Source organism: Paenibacillus sp. J2TS4 (assembly GCF_018403245.1).
GTDB lineage: Bacteria > Bacillota > Bacilli > Paenibacillales > NBRC-103111 > Paenibacillus_L.
This window is the reverse complement of the sequence record NZ_BOSH01000001.1, coordinates 443,874-463,605: the sequence shown is the minus strand read 5'-3', so window position 1 is coordinate 463,605 and position 19,732 is coordinate 443,874. Positions and strand designations below refer to the sequence as shown.

Annotated in this window: 22 protein-coding genes; 9 read left to right on the top strand and 13 right to left on the bottom strand. The window is 48.5% G+C overall.

The features are described from left to right. The first annotated feature begins 9 nt into the window (after positions 1-9). Positions 10-1,629, top strand: a complete 1,620-nt coding sequence (locus KJS69_RS02110; RefSeq protein ID WP_213581353.1) for a CPBP family intramembrane glutamic endopeptidase — start codon at positions 10-12, stop codon at positions 1,627-1,629. Between the two features lie 222 nt (positions 1,630-1,851). Here KJS69_RS02110 and uvrC read toward each other — a convergent pair whose 3' ends face one another. Together uvrC and trxA are read right to left on the bottom strand one after the other, a co-directional pair. Further along, positions 1,852-3,822, bottom strand: a complete 1,971-nt coding sequence (gene uvrC / locus KJS69_RS02105; protein WP_213581352.1) for an excinuclease ABC subunit UvrC — start codon at positions 3,820-3,822, stop codon at positions 1,852-1,854. 117 nt (positions 3,823-3,939) lie between these two features. Further along, entirely contained in the window at positions 3,940-4,257 is a 318-nt protein-coding gene (gene trxA, locus KJS69_RS02100; RefSeq protein WP_213581351.1) for a thioredoxin, read from the bottom strand. A 324-nt stretch (positions 4,258-4,581) separates the two neighbouring features. Here trxA and KJS69_RS02095 point away from each other — a divergent pair, with 324 nt between their 5' ends. Beyond that, positions 4,582-4,728: a YqzM family protein gene (locus KJS69_RS02095; protein WP_213581350.1), complete on the top strand. Its 147-nt coding sequence runs from the start codon at positions 4,582-4,584 to the stop codon at positions 4,726-4,728. A 170-nt stretch (positions 4,729-4,898) separates the two neighbouring features. Here KJS69_RS02095 and dnaI read toward each other — a convergent pair whose 3' ends face one another. The 3 genes from dnaI to KJS69_RS02080 form a co-directional block, all read right to left on the bottom strand. Then, positions 4,899-5,855 (bottom strand): primosomal protein DnaI, encoded by a 957-nt coding sequence (gene dnaI / locus KJS69_RS02090; protein WP_213581349.1) that lies wholly within the window; start codon positions 5,853-5,855, stop codon positions 4,899-4,901. 35 nt (positions 5,856-5,890) lie between these two features. Beyond that, positions 5,891-7,372: a replication initiation and membrane attachment family protein gene (locus tag KJS69_RS02085; protein WP_213581348.1), complete on the bottom strand. Its 1,482-nt coding sequence runs from the start codon at positions 7,370-7,372 to the stop codon at positions 5,891-5,893. 142 nt (positions 7,373-7,514) lie between these two features. Beyond that, entirely contained in the window at positions 7,515-7,808 is a 294-nt protein-coding gene (locus KJS69_RS02080; protein WP_249730305.1) for a YuiB family protein, read from the bottom strand. A 319-nt stretch (positions 7,809-8,127) separates the two neighbouring features. On the opposite strand from KJS69_RS02080, the gene hemQ reads away from it, so the two are divergent. Beyond that, complete coding sequence (gene hemQ / locus KJS69_RS02075) at positions 8,128-8,874, top strand: hydrogen peroxide-dependent heme synthase (RefSeq protein ID WP_213581347.1); 747 nt, start codon at positions 8,128-8,130, stop codon at positions 8,872-8,874. Positions 8,875-8,988: 114 nt separating this feature from the next. Here the strand turns inward: hemQ and KJS69_RS02070 are convergent, their stop codons facing one another. Together KJS69_RS02070 and KJS69_RS02065 are read right to left on the bottom strand one after the other, a co-directional pair. After that, the gene (locus KJS69_RS02070; protein ID WP_213581346.1) at positions 8,989-9,264 is read right to left on the bottom strand and encodes a hypothetical protein; all 276 of its coding nucleotides are present in this window, start codon (positions 9,262-9,264) and stop codon (positions 8,989-8,991) included. Between the two features lie 59 nt (positions 9,265-9,323). Next, the gene (locus tag KJS69_RS02065) at positions 9,324-10,514 is read right to left on the bottom strand and encodes an NAD(P)/FAD-dependent oxidoreductase (RefSeq protein ID WP_213581345.1); all 1,191 of its coding nucleotides are present in this window, start codon (positions 10,512-10,514) and stop codon (positions 9,324-9,326) included. Between the two features lie 422 nt (positions 10,515-10,936). Here KJS69_RS02065 and KJS69_RS02060 point away from each other — a divergent pair, with 422 nt between their 5' ends. Together KJS69_RS02060 and KJS69_RS02055 are read left to right on the top strand one after the other, a co-directional pair. Next, on the top strand, positions 10,937-11,932 hold the full coding sequence (locus KJS69_RS02060; RefSeq protein WP_283777432.1) for an NAD(P)/FAD-dependent oxidoreductase: 996 nt from the start codon (positions 10,937-10,939) through the stop codon (positions 11,930-11,932). A 122-nt stretch (positions 11,933-12,054) separates the two neighbouring features. Further along, positions 12,055-12,315, top strand: coding sequence for a hypothetical protein (locus KJS69_RS02055; protein WP_213581344.1), 261 nt, complete (start codon positions 12,055-12,057; stop codon positions 12,313-12,315). 22 nt (positions 12,316-12,337) lie between these two features. Here the strand turns inward: KJS69_RS02055 and KJS69_RS02050 are convergent, their stop codons facing one another. Next, positions 12,338-12,514, bottom strand: a complete 177-nt coding sequence (locus KJS69_RS02050) for a hypothetical protein (RefSeq protein ID WP_213581343.1) — start codon at positions 12,512-12,514, stop codon at positions 12,338-12,340. Between the two features lie 147 nt (positions 12,515-12,661). On the opposite strand from KJS69_RS02050, the gene KJS69_RS02045 reads away from it, so the two are divergent. Beyond that, entirely contained in the window at positions 12,662-13,537 is an 876-nt protein-coding gene (locus tag KJS69_RS02045; protein WP_213581342.1) for an aldo/keto reductase, read from the top strand. A gap of 242 nt (positions 13,538-13,779) precedes the next feature. On the opposite strand, the gene KJS69_RS02040 is transcribed toward KJS69_RS02045, so the two are convergent. From KJS69_RS02040 to KJS69_RS02030, 3 genes are all read right to left on the bottom strand, one after another. Further along, entirely contained in the window at positions 13,780-14,121 is a 342-nt protein-coding gene (locus KJS69_RS02040; RefSeq protein ID WP_213581341.1) for a hypothetical protein, read from the bottom strand. Between the two features lie 562 nt (positions 14,122-14,683). Next, complete coding sequence (locus KJS69_RS02035; RefSeq protein WP_213581340.1) at positions 14,684-15,046, bottom strand: HesB/IscA family protein; 363 nt, start codon at positions 15,044-15,046, stop codon at positions 14,684-14,686. 175 nt (positions 15,047-15,221) lie between these two features. Continuing rightward, the gene (locus tag KJS69_RS02030; protein WP_249730304.1) at positions 15,222-15,398 is read right to left on the bottom strand and encodes an aspartyl-phosphate phosphatase Spo0E family protein; all 177 of its coding nucleotides are present in this window, start codon (positions 15,396-15,398) and stop codon (positions 15,222-15,224) included. A gap of 273 nt (positions 15,399-15,671) precedes the next feature. Here KJS69_RS02030 and mqnE point away from each other — a divergent pair, with 273 nt between their 5' ends. Both mqnE and KJS69_RS02020 read left to right on the top strand, forming a co-directional pair. Continuing rightward, on the top strand, positions 15,672-16,739 hold the full coding sequence (gene mqnE, locus KJS69_RS02025) for an aminofutalosine synthase MqnE (protein ID WP_374706606.1): 1,068 nt from the start codon (positions 15,672-15,674) through the stop codon (positions 16,737-16,739). Between the two features lie 208 nt (positions 16,740-16,947). Further along, complete coding sequence (locus KJS69_RS02020) at positions 16,948-18,012, top strand: NAD(P)/FAD-dependent oxidoreductase (protein WP_213581339.1); 1,065 nt, start codon at positions 16,948-16,950, stop codon at positions 18,010-18,012. A gap of 42 nt (positions 18,013-18,054) precedes the next feature. On the opposite strand, the gene KJS69_RS02015 is transcribed toward KJS69_RS02020, so the two are convergent. Beyond that, on the bottom strand, positions 18,055-18,309 hold the full coding sequence (locus KJS69_RS02015; protein ID WP_213581338.1) for a YuzB family protein: 255 nt from the start codon (positions 18,307-18,309) through the stop codon (positions 18,055-18,057). Between the two features lie 92 nt (positions 18,310-18,401). Here KJS69_RS02015 and KJS69_RS02010 point away from each other — a divergent pair, with 92 nt between their 5' ends. Then, on the top strand, positions 18,402-18,647 hold the full coding sequence (locus tag KJS69_RS02010) for a NifU family protein (RefSeq protein WP_213581337.1): 246 nt from the start codon (positions 18,402-18,404) through the stop codon (positions 18,645-18,647). 72 nt (positions 18,648-18,719) lie between these two features. Here the strand turns inward: KJS69_RS02010 and KJS69_RS02005 are convergent, their stop codons facing one another. Beyond that, positions 18,720-19,550: an SDR family oxidoreductase gene (locus KJS69_RS02005; protein ID WP_213581336.1), complete on the bottom strand. Its 831-nt coding sequence runs from the start codon at positions 19,548-19,550 to the stop codon at positions 18,720-18,722. Positions 19,551-19,732 lie beyond the last annotated feature (182 nt).

Sequence of the window (19,732 nt, the reverse complement as noted above, 5' to 3'; positions counted from 1 at the left end):
AGAATGCCCGTGGTTCCGCATAAAATAAACCGTCGCCTCATCTGGTTAGCCGTTATCGGCGTCCTTCTATACTTCGGTGTCATCTTCATAAATTTGCTTCCGGGCACCCGTGGCATCGAGGAAGATCTGTCAGGTCCGCAAGTTAGCAAGGAGCAAGCGGCAGAGCTTGCTGTGGAGTTTATAAGAACAAAAGAGCCGTCTTATAATCCGGACCATATAAATACCGTTTATCAATCCGATAAAGCGATGAGCGGCTATGTGCAAAAAAATGAGCTGACGGAAGACTACTTAAAGCAATATGGAGAAAAGTATCCGCTGGATTATTGGGAGGTTCAGATGCTCGGCCCGCGAGGCAAGCCTGAATGGGTCATTCAGGTCGGCCTGAGTTCACCGGATGTGGTCGCCTGGACTCGATACAGCGCTACCGCCACTTCATCCGGTTCGCCAGACCATCGCCAGGCAGCCGCGGAGACCTTCCTGAGCGAGCTTGGTTATAATCCGGCTGATTTACAGAGGTTGAAGAGCACCAGAGGCAATCTGCTGCTGTTCGAGAGTACCAAGGAGTCCATTGGCGAAGCCAGACTTCAGTTAGGAGTCTCTATGAAAGGAACAGAAGTAGCCGGGTTTATTCCGACCTTTTCCGTTCCTGAAGATTTCCGCCTCTGGCTGGTCAATCAAGAGCAGTCCGCTAGCCGAATGTCCTTCATCGGGTTAGCCGGGATGTTTGTATTGAGCCTGGGAGCCATTATTATGGCTATTGTCTATCGCAGAGATGTCCGTTTCTCACGCGGGATTCTGTTTGCCGTTATTTTTGCCGGTTTATACGGCCTCCATACCATTAACAGCTTGCCGGGCATGACTACCCAGATGTCGATCCAAGATGCGGCATTCTTTAACGTATTCTACATCGTTTTCACTTTTGGCCTCATAGCTTTGTTAGCGGCCGCCCAATATTTCGCAGCCATCTCCGGAGACCAGCTGTGGAGGGCGCGGGGATGGAACCCATGGCCCAGATGGAGAGAAGCCAAATATGGGGAAGATATTTTCTACGGAATGGGTAGAGGCTACCTTCTCTGCCTATTCATTCTTGGAGTACAGCAGGTTCTGTTCTTTATTGCCGGGGCGTCATTCGATTCCTTCGCCGTGAACGATCCTACTCAATCGGTGCTGAATATGTATTGGCCTGCTTTGTTCCCGCTGTTAGCTTGGATGGCCGGCACCTCCGAGGAAATTATGTACCGCTTTTTTGGAATTGCTTTTTTTCAAAAATTCGTCCGTTTCCGCTTTCTCGCCGTCCTGCTGCCTAGCATTATCTGGGCGTTGGGCCATACAGGATATACCATTTATCCGAGCTACACCAGATTGTTCGAGGTAGCGGTGCTCGGCATCCTCTTCGGCTACATCTTTCTGAAATACGGACTGATGACCGCCATCTTTACGCACGCGACGATGGATATCATCCTAATGGCGCTATCGCTGATGACTACCGCGCCTACAGCGGCTAATGTGCTGATCGGTGTATTCTATATTTTGATGCCGGCCATACTCGGCTACGTCTTGATGTGGCTGCACAGTCTGTTCCGCAAACGATCGGGGACAGCTCCCGACGAAGCTCCAAGTCTTGGTTGACCGGCTTATTCTGGTAGTTAAATAACCAACCGATTGCCCCTTGAGCGAGAAAAAGGCTATATTTTTGCAGGCTTGGATGGGAATCGGATCAAAAGAGCCTAAAAGCCTGCAGATTTGCAGGCTTTCTACAAGTTCCTCGAACTGGAGAGAGGACGGGACATCCTATGCTCGTTTACAGCAGACTCCGCTTTCTCCCGAGCGCTTTCAAGAGGTCGAGTTTCCTTAACCCTCGGATTTGCTTGTGTCTTCCCTATCATTCTGCTCCCCGCGAAGCGATGTTAGAATGGTATTGGCCAGCTTCTCGCCGATTCCGAGAGAGCGGAAATCTTCTACGGCGGCCTCTCTAATTTTTTTCAAAGAGCCAAAATGTTTAAGCAGCAGCTTCCGGCGCTTCTCGCCGATTCCAGGAATCGCATCCAGTTGTGACGCCACCATCGATTTCCCTCTTTGCTCCCGGTGGAACGTAATGGCAAATCGATGAACCTCGTCCTGAATCCGCTGCAGCAAATAAAACTCCTGGCTGTCCCGGGGAAGCGGCACCGTCTCCGGCGGGTCTCCGGTCATAAGCTCGGCGGTTTTGTGCTTGGCATCCTTGACCAGCCCGCAGACGGGGACGAACAGCCCCAGCTCGTTCTCCAGCACATCGACTGCCGCAGAAATCTGGCCCTTGCCTCCGTCCACCACGATCAAATCCGGCAGCGGCAGATTTTCCTTGAGCACTCGTTCGTAACGCCGCCGAATGACCTCCCGCATCGTTTCGTAATCGTCCGGTCCCTGTACCGTACGAATCTTATACTTGCGATATTCCTTACGCTCCGGTTTGCCGTCGATAAACACAACCATGGCCGACACCGGATTGGTCCCCTGAATGTTGGAGTTATCGAACGCCTCTATCCGGTGAATGGTTCCAGTCCCGAGCCGTTCGCCGAGATTCTCGACGGCCTTCACCGTCCTTTCCTCGTTCCGCTCGATCATCCGGAACTTCTCCTCCAATGCCACCCGCGCGTTGTCGGACGCCATATCGACCGCATGCTTCTTGACGCCCCGCTGAGGAACACGCACCTTGACCTTCAGCCATGACTCCAGAGCTTCCTTAATGTCCGTCTTCTCTTCTCCCTCGGCCTGGCTCCTCTCTGAAGCCTCCTCCTCCATAAGACTCGGCGGCTCTGCCGGGCTTGACTGTTCTATGTTCCCGCCTTCCCCTGCGCCATCCGCTTTCTCCGCCGCAGCTTCCGGAAGGGCTTCCGATGGCAGATGAATTTCTTTGGGCAAGGCTGGGTTCTCGCTATAAAATTGGGTGACAAACGTCAAAAAATCGTCATATGCTTCCCCGTAATACGGAAAAATCGAAGCGTGGCGTTCAATCATTTTGCCTTGACGCATATATAAAATTTGGACACACATCCACCCACGGTCGACCGCATATCCAAAAACATCCCGATCTACCATATCGGCTACGGTAATGTTTTGTTTTTCCATGACGGCATCGATGTGAGTGATCTGATCGCGGAGCTCCTTAGCCCGTTCAAATTGCAAATCCTCCGCCGCCTCCATCATTTTCCGTTCCAATTCTTGTCTAATTTGCTTATGGCCGCCGCTTAAAAATCGGGTAATTTCCTGGGTCATCCGCTCATATTCCTCCGGCAGAACCTCATATTCACAAGGCGCCACACATTGTCCAATGTGGTAATATAGGCAGACCCGATCGGGCAGGGTCCGGCATTTACGCAGCGGATATAGCCGGTCCAGCAGCTTTTTCGTCTCTTGAGCAGAGTAAGCATTGGGATAAGGCCCAAAATATTTCCCTTTATCCTTAACCACTTTTCGAGTGACTTCCAGACGCGGATGCTTCTCATTCGTAATTTTAATATAAGGAAAAGATTTATCGTCCTTTAAAAGGACATTATATCGAGGATAATATTGCTTGATCAGGTTGCATTCCAGAATAAGCGCCTCTACGTTGTTGGCCGTCACGATATATTCGAAGTCACGGATCTCCCCCACAAGCCTCTGGGTTTTCGTGCTGTGGCTTCCGGTGAAATAAGAGCGCACACGGTTTTTCAACACTTTCGCTTTGCCGACGTAGATGACGGTCCCATCCTGGTTCTTCATTAAGTAACAGCCCGGCTTGTCGGGCAGCAGTGCCAATTTGGCACGAATAGTCTCCCGATAATCAGTGGATTGCCCCTGCACCGAAGTCCCTCCTCTCTGTCCTGTCTGGGAAAGCCGCCAGCCTGTCCGACTAACGGCAAAAAGCTCCTTTTCAGCATAGCAGAAAAAGAGCTTGATGACATGCCTGTTATTGTCAGCTTATTGGTGCTTGGAAATAACGCCTTTCAGAGCGTCTTTGGATTGGAATCCAACGACTTTATCGACCGGTTGTCCGTCCTTGAACAAAATTAAGGTCGGAATGCTCATTACCCCAAAGCGGGAGGCAGATTCCGGATTCTCATCCACATTAACTTTGGCAATCTTGACTTGCTCTCCCATTTCTCCGTCCAATTCCTCGAGTACGGGGGCGATCATCTTGCACGGTCCGCACCATGGGGCCCAGAAATCAACCAATACGGTACCTTGACCTTCCACTTCTTCTTTAAAAGACTGGTCAGAAACGTTTACAATAGCCATATTATGGAAATCCTCCTTAAATATTCTGTATATTGGTGGATCATCATGTGACCTTTAACGTCAACATGTAAAGTATACCACAAAGATACCTGATTTCATAACCCCATCCAAGAGGGAGAAATCTGCATATTGTGAAAGAATTATGACCAACTTGTTACGATCTGCTCAATATGCCATAGAACCCCAGGGAGGAGGGTTTACAACTTTCTGCTGATTTGGGTATACTGATAAGAGACTATTATGCGAATTTTACGCCCGCCTATGGCAAGGTAGCTCTAAATATCCAATCAGCCTGGCGGCGCATTGATTACAGGAGGGAAATCTATGCTAGATCCTAAACATCCCGGTCATCACGTGAACGAGGAGCCGAGAAATGACTTTATGGATGTGGCGATTGGCTTTGCCGGCACGTTTGGAGTCATGTTCTTAATCGCAATCATCGCAACCGCTATTGAAGTGGCCATTCGATAAGCCGGACTTCTCTCCAGCCTTGCTGGCGGAGTCCTCTCAGTGGGTAAGCCTTCTCACGGGTAATGTCATGAATATTGAAAAAGTCTGAACGGGACTCACCGCTCAGACTTTTTTGCGTTAAAAGTGCATATCCGGGTATTATGCCTCTTTGTAGATTATTACAAGCCGGATTAGTTGTCCTTATTTCTTTTGTTATACCCGGTCACTTCGATCACTTCAACAAAATGCCGGATGCGATCCATAATCCGCTTCCCCTTAAATTCCTCTTCCCCATCCTTGCTGGTAAAACTGAAATGCTTCTCCAGATCGTCCAGCTCATAATTGGATGTGAAAAAAGTCGGCTTCCGATTCATCCGGTAGTTGAGGATGGTCCCCAGAACATGGTCTCTCAGCCAGGGATTCATGTTCTCCGCTCCAATATCGTCAAATACAAGGAGATCGGTTTCCTTCAGCAGGTCAATAGTTTCTTTAAGCTTCTGCGGGTCCTGGAACATCGACTTCAGATCCTCGGAAAAATCCGGCATATAGACGATAGCGCCAGTGAGCCCGACTTTAGCCAATTCATACAGCATGTAACACATCAGGAACGTTTTTCCGGTCCCGAACGGTCCGGCCAGATATAATCCATGACGTCCCAATCCGCCCTCTTTGGTGGTCAAAATATAATCCATTACTTTATCGACCGCTCCCGCTCTCTCCCAATCCTTGCTAAGAATTTCATCTGCGGAATAGCCCTCATTCAATGAACGCTCGTCCACATAGAAGCTGCGGATGCGGCTGCGAATGGAATCTTGATTTTGCTTGGCGGTATATTTATCACAGCTTACCTTCCGATCATAGACATAACAGCGGTTTTGGGTCGTCTCGGCCGACAGCACCGTATAATGACCTTCAAAATCATTGGGACAACGCTCGAGGCCCGGGCATTGACTGCAATGGTTCCGTTCCGTAACGTATTGGTGAAATTTGTTCAGATTAAGTCCGATATCTTCCTCGGTTACCTCGGGGTACAGGAGACGCCATTCACGGACTGCAGTGTCCGACACCAGTTGTTTGCGTAATTCCTCCCTGTCCTTCAATAAAGGCCCGTTAGAGATGCTTTTTAATAGTTCGGCCAGCGATTCCATCTGTCTCCTCCTTCCTGCCGGTCAAGCCGACACCATTATAGCTTCCCGTCCAGCTTCAACGCCTTGCGCCGCATCGCTTCCATCTCCTCGTCCGTCAGCCGCTTGCCGCCTTTAGGCTTGTCCGTTATCACCGGAATTCTTGGCTTGCCCTTGGCTCTGCTCTTGCCCCCGCTTCCCCGGGCGACGGCTTTGGCGGCAGCCTCCTGCTTGTAACGCCGCATTTCCCTTATGTATTCAACCGCTTGCTCATAGGAGCTTATTTGCTTGCCCAGCATATCCGAGGCGACAGCTTCTATCGACGATTTAGCCCAAGACCTGCGATCCGCATGAATATAGTGAATGAGCACGTTGATAACTTCTTCATTTAATTTATAGTTCAAATCGATTTTCTGGAAAATGTCGAGCACTCCGTCCGGCACGCTGCCCTGCGGGAAAAAACGTTCCAGCACAAGCGTATAAGGCTCATTGCGCATGATCATATTATATTGATGAATATCGCACTGACCCTGGAATAAAGCAGGGACTTCCAAATAATAGGCCATTTCCACCGCTTTCTCCTCTGAAGCTCCTTCTGCCGAAGAAGCTTCTTCCTCCGCTCCGCCGCCGAGACGACGAACCGTCTGCTCCTCTCGCTTTTTACTCTGTCTAAAATACAAGTTCGCTTTATAGCTCAATACTTCGCTTTGCAGCAGTCCATCTTCGTTAAACACATCGTCTTCATCCAGCAATCGGCAGGTTTCCAGCAGCGTCAGCCGGTATTTCTTGGCCGTCATGTTAATGGCAGCCAGCTGATCCAGCCGGAATTTAAGCCCCTCTACGTGCTGCCTGTTGATAGATTCACGTGGAAAGCGACGAATAATATCGGCGTAGCCGTACCCTTTGGTCGTCACGTCTGGCCCCGGGCTGGCTGCCGCCGCCGAACCGCTGGAAGCCGTCTGATAGAACGCCTGCTCCAGCTCATAATCTATGATTTGCGTATTGAGCCGGAACAAATCATAGAACGGGACGGACAAGTTTTCCGGCTGTGAATCCGCCAGCTCCATTGGCTCCTCGGATACTAGCTCTTCCTTCAAGGACAACAGCATATATTTGCCTACTTTGTCGCGGAGCAGTAGAATCAAATGCTGATTTTTGAAAAATTCCTCCGGTGCCAAAGGTCTCGACAACTGATAATCATAAATATAATCTTCATTCGAAGCGAGATAGCGGCGGGAGCTCTGAAGCAATCCAACCGCCTCCAGCTTAGAGGTCTGCTCTATAAAAATCGATCGGCCCCGCTCTCCGGGATCCAGCTCCAGACTTAAAAATAATTTGCGCTGCTGCTCCAATTCGGAGTAGCCTACCCTTTCTCCGGAAAGCTGCTGGCAGAGCGTCATGTAAACACTTATCGCAAAAGCGCCAACCATGGGCTGGTATATGCTGCTCAGAAGCTTGTAATCCAGGCTGCTCAAAGAGAAATCGCGGTATACGCAAAATCTGTGGTTCTCGGTAAAATGAAGCAAATTCGTTATTCGCATACTACCCGACTCCATCCACCCATAATCTTGTACCCTTCATTCTACCATATCCCCCTTCCCCCAAAAAGAGAATAAAAAAAGGATACTCAGAAAGTGACCGCACAAAAAAGAAAAACCTCTGCTCCAGAGAGGTTTTCATTCATTAAAACATTTTGTATCCTTTAACACGCAGCATTTTGATCGTATACCCGCTCATAATAGCTCCCACCAGCCCGCTGACGATGGGAAGATAATCCGCTAGCGTATATCCTTTAATATTCTCGATTAACGAAGCCGCTCCCCAAGACCAATAAACCAGCCCGACCACAACAATGATATAGGCATAAATGGGAAGCCATGTCGTCTTCAACAGCATATTCAGGATGAACCCGAGGCCGAAGAACATGCAGAAGCCCAATAAAATAAGCACGATCAGCTGCACTATGTCTATAATCATCCTTATCTCATCCCCTATGTTATTCCACTCCTAAGACGGAGAGAACTTATTTTCTCGATACCTATTGTAGCCTAATCGAAAAGAAAAAGTAAAGGGAGAACAACCAGCGGAGGTACGATTATGTCCTGCCCTTTCGGATAAGTCAATAAATTGACAACTTTAACTCCTGTATCCATTTGCTCTCCTTCTGTTAATTGGCTACAATAAATGGAACGGGAGCGGTTTTCCGCAAATATGCCCCTGCCTCGGGTAAGGCGAGAGCCGTTATTCGTAATATTTACGCTGGACAAGCGCTATCATTATAGAAGGAGTGGACACTGTGAGTGAAGCGGTACAAACTTTAGACGGTTGGTATTGTTTGCACGATTTCCGCACGATTAACTGGGCATCCTGGAGATACGCCGGGGAAGAGGAAAGAAAGCAGGCGATGGAAGAGCTGCAGCAGTTTATGAACGATTGGCAAAGTGTTGAGAATGATAAGCAGGGCAGCACGGTCGCGTACAGCATCGTTGGACAGAAGGCCGATATCGCCTTTATGCATTTGAGAGAAACGATGGACGATCTCGGGGAGCTGGAAACAGCATTCAACAAGAAGATCTTCGCTCAGCATTTGCTGCCTGCCTATTCATATGTCTCCATTGTGGAATTGAGCAGTTATATGGCCAAACCGGGTTCCGATCCTATGCAGGATCCTGAAGTCGTCGCCCGTTTGAAACCGATTTTACCTAAGAAGAAGCATATCTGCTTCTACCCTATGAACAAGCGCAGGGAAGGCAATGACAACTGGTACACGCTCAGTATGGAGGAGCGTCGCAACCATATGCGCAATCATGGGATGATTGGCCGCAGCTACGCCGGACGGGTCAAGCAAATTATTACCGGGTCGGTAGGACTGGATGACTGGGAATGGGGAGTTACGTTATTCTCCGACGACGCTCTTACCTTCAAGAAGCTCGTATACGAAATGAGATTTGATGAAGCCAGCGCCAGATATGGCGAGTTCGGGGAATTCTATGTGGGCAATCTGCTCACTCCCGAGAAAGTCACCGGGCTATTGTCTCTTTAAGTCAATTTCTCAGCCTCTGATCCACTGCCTTCGGCGGTTTGATCAGAGGCTCTTTATAAACCTTCAAAAAAAGAAAGCTCCGCCGCAGCGAAGCTTCCTTGATAACTATATAATTTACTCCTCTTCCTCCTCGCGAAGCAAGGCAAGCTCCGCTTCCATCTGAGCCTTGCGCGCTAAATATTCTTCCGTATCGCGGTCGCGTTGACGGCCCTTTTCTTTAAGCCTTTCGATGGCTGGCAGAATGAGAATGTCTATTTCCTTTTGCACGGTTTGCACCAAATCGTACCGTTTCTCCGCTTCCAAGAAATGTCCGACTTCAAACAATGCGTTGTACCGATCGAGCTCCTCTCGGGTAAGAAGACCTCTTACTTGAACACTACAGTGCCTCATGAACGGACCTCCCTAAAAGCTGTTACACAGCAAACTACTTTCATAATATACAGGACGGACTAGAAGCGGCCTTTCTTCAAGACAAGCGGGATTCCTCCGATGATAAAGAGATAGCGCATATCCACCAGCTTCTTCATCATAGCAGCGGTTCCGCCTTTTAATTTATACTTGCCGACGACACCGATCGCCTCCCCTTTTCCTAGCGAGGCGACTACACCCTTGTTCTGGAATTGGAATTCCTTAAGCGGCGCATTGCGAATAGAGGCGACCAGATTATGGGAGCAAATCTGTCCTTGCTGGGTAGCGATTTGAGCCGTTGGAGGATAAGGTCTTCCCTCTGGATTCATAACGATGGAGCAGTCTCCCACTACATAAACATTATCGTACTCCTTGGTCCGCAAATACGGGTCGACTACGACACGACCACGCATCGTTTCGAGGCCTGCTTCCGCCAGCATATGATTTCCGCGAATGCCTCCGGTCCAGATGACAGTGGATGATTTAATTTCTTCACCTGTCGCGAGCACCACTCCGTTCGGCGTGCATTCCTGGATCGCAGTTGCGATTTTGAACGTAATTCCTTTATCTTCAAGCACCTTCATTGCATATTCAACCAATTCCGGATCAAATCCCGGCAAAGCGGTTGGAGCCGCCTCTACATTATAAATATGGACGTGTGAAGGGTCCACATCGAATTCTGAGCAAAGCTTTGGAATACGATCGGCCAGTTCCCCAATAAATTCGATTCCCGTAAATCCGGCTCCGCCAACAACGAAGGTTAAATAATCCAAGCGATGGGGTTCGCGCTTGAATTTGGCAAACTGGTATTCGATATGCTCGCGAATAAGCCGGACACTGTTAATACTCCGGATGTTCATGGCATATTCCTGCAAGCCCGGAATTCCAAACGTTTCAGGTTCCCCTCCCAAACCGATGACGAGGTAATCGTAGGAGATTGTACTATCCTCCATAATTACCTTTTGTTCATCGAGCTTGATTTGGGTAACGGTAGACTTGATAAAGTCAATTTTGTATTCATCGATCAGCTTGGTGATATCGACCCGGGCGTTGTCCGGTTTGTCCGTTCCCGCCGCCGGCATATGCAGATGTGTGGTGATATAATGATAGTCGTGCTTGTTGACCAGAGTTACATCGGCTTCGTTATAATTAAGCTCCTTTTGCAATCGAATCGCCGTCACAATGCCGCCGTAGCCAGCTCCCAAAATAACGATTCTTGGTATTCTACCCATCTCTTTTACCCACTCCATCATCTTTATGTTTGAGGTTAATCTACTTGTGAAAAATTACACAAATGACCTTTAACAAAAAGTGCTCTCTATATTATTGTCTATTAGCTTTTACTATACAATTATTAACCCATTCCATAGAAAGGATAAACTTAAGCTGCTCAAATATCAAGCATAATTTTGACCACCAAAATTAATCTGCCGCCAGAAAGCGCCTTCATTTTTATATGTGGGACTTATGTGCTACCAAAGCCGTAAGACTGCAGTGAATTGGTGCTTTAGACACGCCTGATTACCTGTTCGGCTAGATAGCATATCGGTTCCAGGAGCTCTTTATTCTTTCTCCCGTGTTTGGGTTCCTTTCGTTCAAAGCAAAGCTTATAATAGTATTGGTAGGTATTAATGTACGGAGGTGTACTTTTACAGTGTCTGATAAAGAGCAAGAAATAGTGGATATTCTGATTATCGGGGGAGGCCCTGCGGGGATGTTCGCGGCCTTCTATGCAGGAATGAGAAAGGCGTCCGCCAAAATCATCGAAAGCATGCCGCAGTTGGGGGGTCAATTGTCTGCATTGTATCCCGAGAAATATATTTATGATGTCGCAGGTTTTCCAAAGGTACGCGCACAGGAGCTAGTTGACAATCTAGCCCAGCAAATGAGCCTGTTTCCACTGGACGTCTGTCTTGAGGAAAAGGTGCTTCGCGTCGATAAGAAGGCGGAACGCCTCTTTGAAGTAACGACGGATCGAGGAGTGCATCAAGGCCGGGCAGTGGTAATTACAGGCGGAATCGGAGCTTTCGAGCCGAGAAAGCTTGCTTTGCCGGAAGCTTCCCGGTACGAAGGCACCAATCTACACTATTTTGTTAAAGACCTGAACGCCTTTGCCGGGCAAAAAGTAGTGATCACCGGCGGTGGCGATTCTGCTGTAGACTGGGCTCTGATGCTGGAGCCGATAGCCGAGCAGGTCACTCTTGTCCACCGCAGAGATAAATTTAGAGCGCACGAGCACAGTGTAGAAACACTCAGGCAATCTAAAGTCCATGTCGTGACTCCTAAAGAAATTGTTCAACTCCATGGAGAAGATCAAATCGATAAAGTTACGCTTAAAGATATGGAATCCAATGAATTAACCGGGCTGGAGGTCGATGCGGTTATTGTTAATTTCGGCTTTGTCTCCTCGCTCGGACCAATCTCAGAATGGGGACTCGAAATCGAGAACGGATCGATTGTAGTGGATTCCCGAATGGAGACCTCCATTCCGGGGATTTTTGCAGCCGGTGATATCACGACCTACCCGGGCAAATTAAAGCTGATCGCCGTCGGCTTCGGTGAAGCTCCGACCGCGATCAATAACGCCAAGGTATACGTCGACCCTAAAGCGAGACTGGCCCCCGGGCACAGCAGCAACATGAAGTTTTAACAACAGCTCAACCACCGTGACTCTAGTCGCAGAGCTTCCTGCTTAGTTTATGAAATAAGAAAGTTTAGGGCAACCTATTTCCAAATCCGGCGGTTCGCCGCCGACAGGAGGTGCCCTTTTTCTTGTTATCGTACTACTGTCCGGTATGCAATGGATTGGAGACGGCCGAGCTCTCCTGTCCACAATGTGGAATAGCTGCGGAGGATTACGGACGCTTCAACGATTATTTGGGACCTTATTCCCCTTATCGTCCAATCGACGATCTATCTTTGACGAACGGGTTTGCCGATGTGCAAAATCAGGTCTGCGTCCATGTATTTAATTGTTCCCCGTGCGGCCATACTTTCTACGCCTTCCTCCCCGAAAGACAGGCCGGCACCTGACCGGCCGGCCCTATCTTAACCATTATTCCTCCTCTACTTCCCAGGCAATACGGATTAAATCATTGGCCCAGTCCCGGATTCTAATCTCAATGACCGCTTCAATTTCTTCCTCGGATAAGCTTTCGAGCTTGTGATCCTCAATGCTCAGAACGTGATCCAGTTGATACTCGCCGACCATCAGATTAACTTTAATGTTCATCCCGTCCCTCCTCCTATGCTCTTGTATTCTCCATCGAAGCGCTAATTCCTTGCCTTAAAGTTCAACAACCTCTTGCTAGCCCTTAACAATAACTTTCAACTATAATAAAGAAGAAGTCACAAACCAAATAATGGGAGGGAAATTGCTATGAAGCCAGGGAAATCACTGCCACTCCGTGAAATCGGGAGCTCCGGGCTGCAGGTGAGCAGCATCGGGATGGGCTGTATGCCGTTGTCCATCCAAGGCCGTCCGTCAGAGCCGGATGCCATTCGGACTATTCACACTGCTGTGGAGCAAGGGATCACTCTATTTGATACGGCGGATTCCTATTGTATTGACGATCACGATACCGGTCATAACGAGAGGCTGCTCGCCAAAGCTCTCAAAGGAGTCACGGATTCGGTTATCGCCACCAAAGGCGGTACGGTCCGGCCGGATGGGCGGTGGGAGCGCAACGGACGCCCGGAGCATTTGCTTGCGGCTTGTGAAGCGAGCCTGAGGGCGCTGGATAGAGAAGAAATTATACTCTATCAGCTGCACTCCCCAGACATAAACGTGCCGTTTGCCGAATCAGTAGGAGCCTTGGCACGGTTGCAGGAGCAAGGCAAGATTGTCCATATCGGATTATCCAATGTCTCGGTTGAACAATTAGAGGAAGCTCTAACGATCGTGCCGGTTGTCAGCGTCCAGAATCGAATGAATTTATTCGATCATTCCTCGATGGACGTTCTGCGCCGCTGCGAGGAACTGGGGATCGCCTTTCTTCCTTACAGTCCACTGAACGGCATGAGCAAAGCGGGTCAACTTGGGGATAATGAAACCCTTCGCCAAATTACGTCCCGGCACGAGGCTTCTCCCCAAAGGGTAGCCCTCGCCTGGCTGCTTCAGCTTTCCCCGGTCATGCTTCCGATCCCCGGAGCCAGCCGCCCGCAATCGATAGCCGATAGCGCTGCCGCGGGCTCGGTACAATTGTCTGCGGATGAAATGGAAGCTCTGAGCGCTTTAGGCGCAGCCCCCGCTTAAGGTCAGCAGCGACAGTTCACAGAAAGCGCCCTCTGTCAAATAGACAGGGGGCGCTCCTTGTAAAGCAGCCTAGTAAGTATTTGTGGCACTAAAGAAATTCTGTCCTTCCTTTCCGAAGGAGAAGTGCTTCCCAAGCTTGGAGCAGGCCTTCGGATGGCAGGAATACAAAACGAATACTCGCCCTGGAAGCAACTTTTTCCCACTCCATTCCCGATTAGTAGATACGCGTTGGCTTCTTTCTGCTACCTTTTTTTAACTTGAACATATGGAATTTTTTTAATCTCATACGTACCGGCCAGCATTTCCTCTTTAATCACGTCCAATTTGATTAATCCGGAGATTTTAGCGGGATCGACTTTAGACATAAGCTTCCATAAAGCATCGTCCTTCATCCTATTGTAGACGGCTTGATCGTCATATTCTCTGCGCTCCTGAATAGCGATCTTCAAGCGATATTCCCCTATGTCCGATTCGATCGGCTCTGGAAAAATCCTGATCAATTCATGTCTCAGCTTCTCGAGCTCAGACTCCACCTTTTTCTGCTGCTCCTTTAAGTCAAAATAGGCTTTCAGCTTCTCCTGCATCCGCTTCCGTCCCCTCTTTTTTCGCTATATATATGCATCGAAGAAGTCTTTCATTACTAGGGACAATTACCCAGGAAATAAAAGGTGAAAAGCTGCAGGCCACCTGAACAAGCCGCTTGAACACTTCTGCTTATGGAATTTCGATAAGTTATGGAAATTCAAACCAGTCGAGTGAACACAAAAAAAGCGCCCGATAAATCGAGCGCTAAATAGAAGAAAAGAAAAAAAGGTTATGAAGACAGAAGGTAGTGTATACTACTATCTGTATTTTTAGTATATCAGCAAAGTATATGTCAGGGATACAAGAACATTTTTCCTGTAAGAGATGTGAGAAAAAGCATGTATTCTTGCACTGCGAAAACAGAGCAATACGGCCTAAATCATGCAGAATGCAGGCTTTCTAACCACATAGCTCCACCTAGCGCAAACCTAGCTTGACCAGGCGCGCTATATGATTAACAAAAAAAGAGCCGGAACCCCCAATGGGATTCCGACACTCTTTTCAATCTAAAGCCGACATCGCAACCGCTAACCGGCTTTGTACGGATGATGGAATGCGATATCAGTCGTCACACTTCTCTGCCAGCACTTCATCTTCCGGCTTCGTCCGGAACGATTGCCCACACCCGCAGGATGCGATGGCATTAGGATTGTTGATGGTGAAGCCTCCACCCATCCCCACATCCTTGTAGTCGATCTCGACTCCATACAAATACTTGTTGCTTTCTTCGTCGACGACAACCTTGAGTCCGTTAACTTCTAATACCTTGTCCGTACTGTCCTGCTCGTCATCGAAACCCATGCCATAAGAAAACCCGCTGCAGCCGCCTTCTTTCACGCCTATACGCAAAAACAGATTAGGCAATTCCTCTGCCGCAAGCATTTCCTTAATCTTCTCGGCTGCCGAGTCACTGATGCTGATCATATGAGTCCCTCCTCTATATGGAAAGAGTAAACGTTAAGGTGCTATGAATAAAGGTGAGAAAAATGTCGGAACGATTCCGTAAATATTTCTGGCCCTATAGATTAAGTATACCCATATTTTTCGTAAGTCTCAAGTGACAATCTTCCTGGCAATACTTCCGTAAACGAAATTTCACTCAACTGCTCTTGGCCTTCTCTAAATGGTAATAGCGAAGAAGAAGCCTGTCCAGGTTCTCACTGCTTTCCACTACACGTGGATGCAATAATCCCAACTGACTGCCAAGCTTGACCATATTTTGCCGCGCGTCTTCAATTTCTTCGGAAATGTCCATTTCCAGCATTAAACTTTTCACTTTCTATCACCTAATATAAAATGATCACACAATTATTTAGTATACACAATTTTCAAATAATTGGAAGCATATTTTGCTGAAATTCGTATTTTTTTCAATCATTCGGGCGTTTTCTTTCTGTCGAAGTGTGTCTTGCCCCTATTTAGGACTAGGATTATAATAAGAAGGATCGAGCATTACACTATTCGGATCGGATCCCCGAGCAAAATAGGGGTTATTATTGTGAAAGGACTGAATACTGTGAATATCGTTGTGCCCACCGAGGAAGCAAGAATGGAAGAAATCAAGCAAAAGGTGATCGAGGGAGAACGTCTGACGAAGGAGGACGGTCTTTTTCTTTATCAATCGGACGATCTTCTTACGGTTGGCCAGCTGGCTAATCTTGTTAATCTGCGCAAGAATGGCAAGAAGGTCTATTTCATTCAAAATATGAGTCTATATTTTACCAATGTATGCGAGGCTCATTGTGCGTTTTGTCATTTTCGCCGCGACGAAGGCCAAGAAGGAGCTTATACGTATACGGGAGAGCAGATGTTTGAGTATATTGACAAGCATTATCATCCCGAAATGAGGGAATTTCACATTACCGGGGGTCATAATCCCCATGTGCCGTTCGAGTATTATGTAGATTGTCTTCGAGCGCTGAAGCAAAAATATCCTTCTGTAACCCTGAAAGCCCATACAGCCGCGGAAATTGAGTTTTTTGCCCGGATCAGCGGCCTTTCGTATGAGGAAGTGCTCCAAACATTGATGGAAGCCGGTCTCGGTACGTTAACGGGAGGCGGAGCCGAAATTTTATCGGAAAGATATCGCACCAAAATGGGAGTCGGAAAAGCGACGACCGATCAATGGCTGGAGGTGCAGCGGGTGGCGCACCGCCTCGGGTTAAAGACTCATGCAACGATGCTGTACGGCTCCATTGAAACATTGGAGGAACGAATTCAGCACATGATCTATTTGCGCGAGCTGCAGGATGAGACTTCCGGCTTCCTCGTCTTCATCCCGAATGCGGTGCAGCCGGCCAGCATTAAAGCTGGAATCAAGCGCAGAGTATCCGCCTTTGATGACATGCGAACGATTGCCGTCAGCCGGTTGATGGTTGATAATATTCCGCATGTTAAAGCTTATTTCATCAATTTAGGAACCCAGCTGACACAGATGGCTCTTACTTTCGGAGCTTCCGACGTTCACGGAACGATCATTCAGGAGAAGATCAGTCATGCCGCGGGGGCTCTATCTCCCGAAGGATTGACTAAAGAAGAGCTTGTCTGGTTGATTAAGGGAGCCGGAAGAATTCCCGTGGAAAGAGATACCTTCTATAACGAAGTTAAAGTGTTCTAGCTTAATAGGTAGCCGGGTTTGGAATGATATCCGTCCAAACGATGAACAATATACAAGGATAAACGCCTGCGGCTTTCTTGATCTCTGATCGAGAAAGCTTGCGTTTACCATCGAAATTTACCGATAACGATTTTTGTAAATCTATAATTTTTGAAATGACACTTAATTGCTACGGAAAATAATTAACTACGAGAGAAAGGTTCTGTCCATGAGAAAACACATTGTGATACTTGGCGGAGGATACGGAGGCTTGACGGTCGCTCACCAGCTGCTAGAAAAACAATTGTCTGATTACGATCTTACGTTGGTCGATCGGATGCCCTATCAAGGCTTGAAAACCGAATATTATGCACTTGCCGCGGGAACGGTACCCGACGTGGACATACGAGTGGAGTTTCCAACAGATCCCAGGCTGAATAAAATATACGGGGAAGTGGAATCGGTCGATCCCGAGCATAATCATATTTTTTTCATGGACCGCGATCCCCTTGTTTATGATGTGCTCGTTATCGCTTTAGGCTGTGTAGACAAATATCACGACATTCCAGGAGCGGAGCTGTATTCCAATAGCATCCAGTCGCTGTCCTCTACAAGGATGACCTTCCAGAAGGTTAACGACGTGAAGCCCTACGGTCAAGTTTCGATCGTCGGAGGAGGACTCAGCGGGGTGGAGATGGCTTCCGAGCTTAGAGAGAGCAGGCCGGACCTCAATATCCGGATTCTGGACCGGGGATCCAGTATTTTGTCGGCCTTCCCGGGCAAGCTGCAGACCTTCGTCCGCAGCTGGTTCGAGAAGCATAATATCGAGATGGTCAACCAGGTTTCCGTTACCCGTCTGGAGGACGGAGTCATCTACAACCAAGGGCAATTGATTTATACGGATGTGACGGTCTGGACGGCCGGAATCCAGCCAAGCCCGGTCGTCGGACGGTTGAACGTGGCCAAGGATAAGCAGGGCCGGGTGATGCTGAACGAATACCATCAGATACCACAATACAGCAATGTTTATGTCGTTGGCGATTGTGCCAGCTTGACGTTCTCTCCGAGCGCACAAGCCGCGGAGGCCCAGGGCAAGCAAGTAGCAGATGTCATTGCCGCCATTGCCAAGAATGAAGATCCTCATCTGGGCATCATAAAGCTAAGAGGCGTTCTAGGCTCACTTGGCAAGAAATCCGGCTTTGGCGTGATGGGCAAACGTACGGTTATGCTGGGCAAAGTACCGCGAATTCTGAAAAGCGGGGTGCTCTGGCTATCCAAGCATCATAAAGGATAATCAGATATTTAAAGCCAGGGGCTATGGAATCGAACGGTTGAATTAAAGATCAAACAGCTCGTCCATGGCCTCCAGCTCTTTTATTTTGTCCATAATAGCTTCGTAAAGCTCCTCTGCTGAATCCGCAGTGACGAACTCACCGTTCACTAGCGCATAAGGGCTTAAAAAGCATTCTCCGCAATTTCCGAGACAGCCGTACTCTACGACATCGTAATCGGGATTACTCTCCAGCTTTTGCATCACTTCATCGGTACCGTGATGCATATTGTTAGCGCAAAATTCAATGATCGGTCTCATGGGGAGTCCCCCTTTCCGAAGAAGATAGGTGCTGACCATTTTATTTTAACCTACGTTGTATTATAATAGAATAAAGAAAGGAGTTGACGCAAATGAGCGAAAGTATTCAAAGCACTAAGTATGACGAAGTGCTCGAAGTTTTAGATAAGCTACGTCCCTTCCTTCAGCGCGACGGGGGCGATGTGGAACTCGTCGATGTCGAGGATGGGATAGTCAAGCTGAAGCTGATGGGGGCGTGCGGAAGCTGTCCAAGCTCCACCATTACGCTGAAAGCCGGTATTGAGCGCGCATTGGTCGAAGAAGTGGAAGGCATTGAAGAGGTCGTCCAAGTATTCTAATTCAAGCGCAAGAAGGAGAGCCCGTTGCTTAACGGGCTCTTTGCTTTGCCTATGTAGGCTCGGCAAGACATATTACAAGGAGGAAGGACCATTCCGGACAGCCGGCGAGCTGCTTCCGGACAGCGGCGCTGCTCCTTTGACCGTTCGAATCGGATCGAGCCCTCCCGAAATATCCATGATGTTCCCGGTGATGAAATCGGATTGCGGATGGCACAAAAAAGTAATCGTTCGCGCGACATCCTCCCCCGTCCCCGGCCTTCCTCTTGGGGACTCTTCATCCGAAATCTGCTCCACATCGCGAATATATTTCTCTTTATATTCTCCGCGAATATCTCCGGGACAAATCATGTTGACCGTGATTCCGTTAGGGGCTTCTTCCACGGCCAGCGTTTTCGTGAACGAAACGAGACCTACCTTAGCTGCAGCGTAAACTGCCCTATGCGGCCATCCGGTCCCTTCTGAAGCCCTTCCGAAGCCAAAATGGATGATTCGCCCCCAGCCTTTCCTCCGCATCATCGGCAGGACCATATGGTCCAACTCCATGACGCCAAGCAAATTGCCCCGCACCAAATAATCGATTTCGCTTGCTTCATATTCGGAAAAAAGCCTTCTCTCCCTCACAAAAGGGCCGGCGTTATTGACCAGTATATCAATCCCGCCCAATTGCTCCTCTACCTGTTCAACCATCCTCCGTAAATCTTCCGTCTTGGAGACATCCGCCTGAACAGCGATACACCGGACACCGAGTCTTTGGAGACGCTCAGCCAGGTCCATAGCCTCTGTCCTGCTGTGCACGTAATTAACGACGATATCACAACCTTGCTCGGCCAAGGAAACGGCGGTCATTTTGCCTAATCCTTTGGCACTTCCGGTAATGAGGGCTACTTTTCGATCGTGCCGCATCGTCAACCTCCTGCTTGTGACCTGAAGCTCGCACGCTCCGGTCTCCATACTTGTTAACCAAATCCGTTATGATCTGTTATCTGGAGTATATCATAGTTTAACCCATAAACTATATAGGTGACTCTAAGTAAGCATTCCGTTCCGCAGGACAGTGCCGCCAACAATATAGCCGGCTCATGTCA

What these genes read in the sequence shown, in the direction of transcription:
- trxA (WP_213581351.1), bottom strand. Translation starts at nt 4,257, where the DNA reads ATGGCTATTGTAAACGTTTCTGACCAGTCTTTTAAAGAAGAAGTGGAA.
- KJS69_RS02095 (WP_213581350.1), top strand. Translation starts at nt 4,582, where the DNA reads ATGCTAGATCCTAAACATCCCGGTCATCACGTGAACGAGGAGCCGAGA.
- dnaI (WP_213581349.1), bottom strand. Translation starts at nt 5,855, where the DNA reads ATGGAATCGCTGGCCGAACTATTAAAAAGCATCTCTAACGGGCCTTTA.
- KJS69_RS02085 (WP_213581348.1), bottom strand. Translation starts at nt 7,372, where the DNA reads ATGCGAATAACGAATTTGCTTCATTTTACCGAGAACCACAGATTTTGC.
- KJS69_RS02080 (WP_249730305.1), bottom strand. Translation starts at nt 7,808, where the DNA reads ATGATTATAGACATAGTGCAGCTGATCGTGCTTATTTTATTGGGCTTC.
- KJS69_RS02070 (WP_213581346.1), bottom strand. Translation starts at nt 9,264, where the DNA reads ATGAGGCACTGTAGTGTTCAAGTAAGAGGTCTTCTTACCCGAGAGGAG.
- KJS69_RS02065 (WP_213581345.1), bottom strand. Translation starts at nt 10,514, where the DNA reads ATGGGTAGAATACCAAGAATCGTTATTTTGGGAGCTGGCTACGGCGGC.
- KJS69_RS02050 (WP_213581343.1), bottom strand. Translation starts at nt 12,514, where the DNA reads ATGAACATTAAAGTTAATCTGATGGTCGGCGAGTATCAACTGGATCAC.
- KJS69_RS02045 (WP_213581342.1), top strand. Translation starts at nt 12,662, where the DNA reads ATGAAGCCAGGGAAATCACTGCCACTCCGTGAAATCGGGAGCTCCGGG.
- KJS69_RS02040 (WP_213581341.1), bottom strand. Translation starts at nt 14,121, where the DNA reads ATGCAGGAGAAGCTGAAAGCCTATTTTGACTTAAAGGAGCAGCAGAAA.
- KJS69_RS02035 (WP_213581340.1), bottom strand. Translation starts at nt 15,046, where the DNA reads ATGATCAGCATCAGTGACTCGGCAGCCGAGAAGATTAAGGAAATGCTT.
- mqnE (WP_374706606.1), top strand. Translation starts at nt 15,672, where the DNA reads ATGGAAGAAATCAAGCAAAAGGTGATCGAGGGAGAACGTCTGACGAAG.
- KJS69_RS02020 (WP_213581339.1), top strand. Translation starts at nt 16,948, where the DNA reads ATGAGAAAACACATTGTGATACTTGGCGGAGGATACGGAGGCTTGACG.
- KJS69_RS02015 (WP_213581338.1), bottom strand. Translation starts at nt 18,309, where the DNA reads ATGAGACCGATCATTGAATTTTGCGCTAACAATATGCATCACGGTACC.
- KJS69_RS02010 (WP_213581337.1), top strand. Translation starts at nt 18,402, where the DNA reads ATGAGCGAAAGTATTCAAAGCACTAAGTATGACGAAGTGCTCGAAGTT.
- KJS69_RS02005 (WP_213581336.1), bottom strand. Translation starts at nt 19,550, where the DNA reads ATGCGGCACGATCGAAAAGTAGCCCTCATTACCGGAAGTGCCAAAGGA.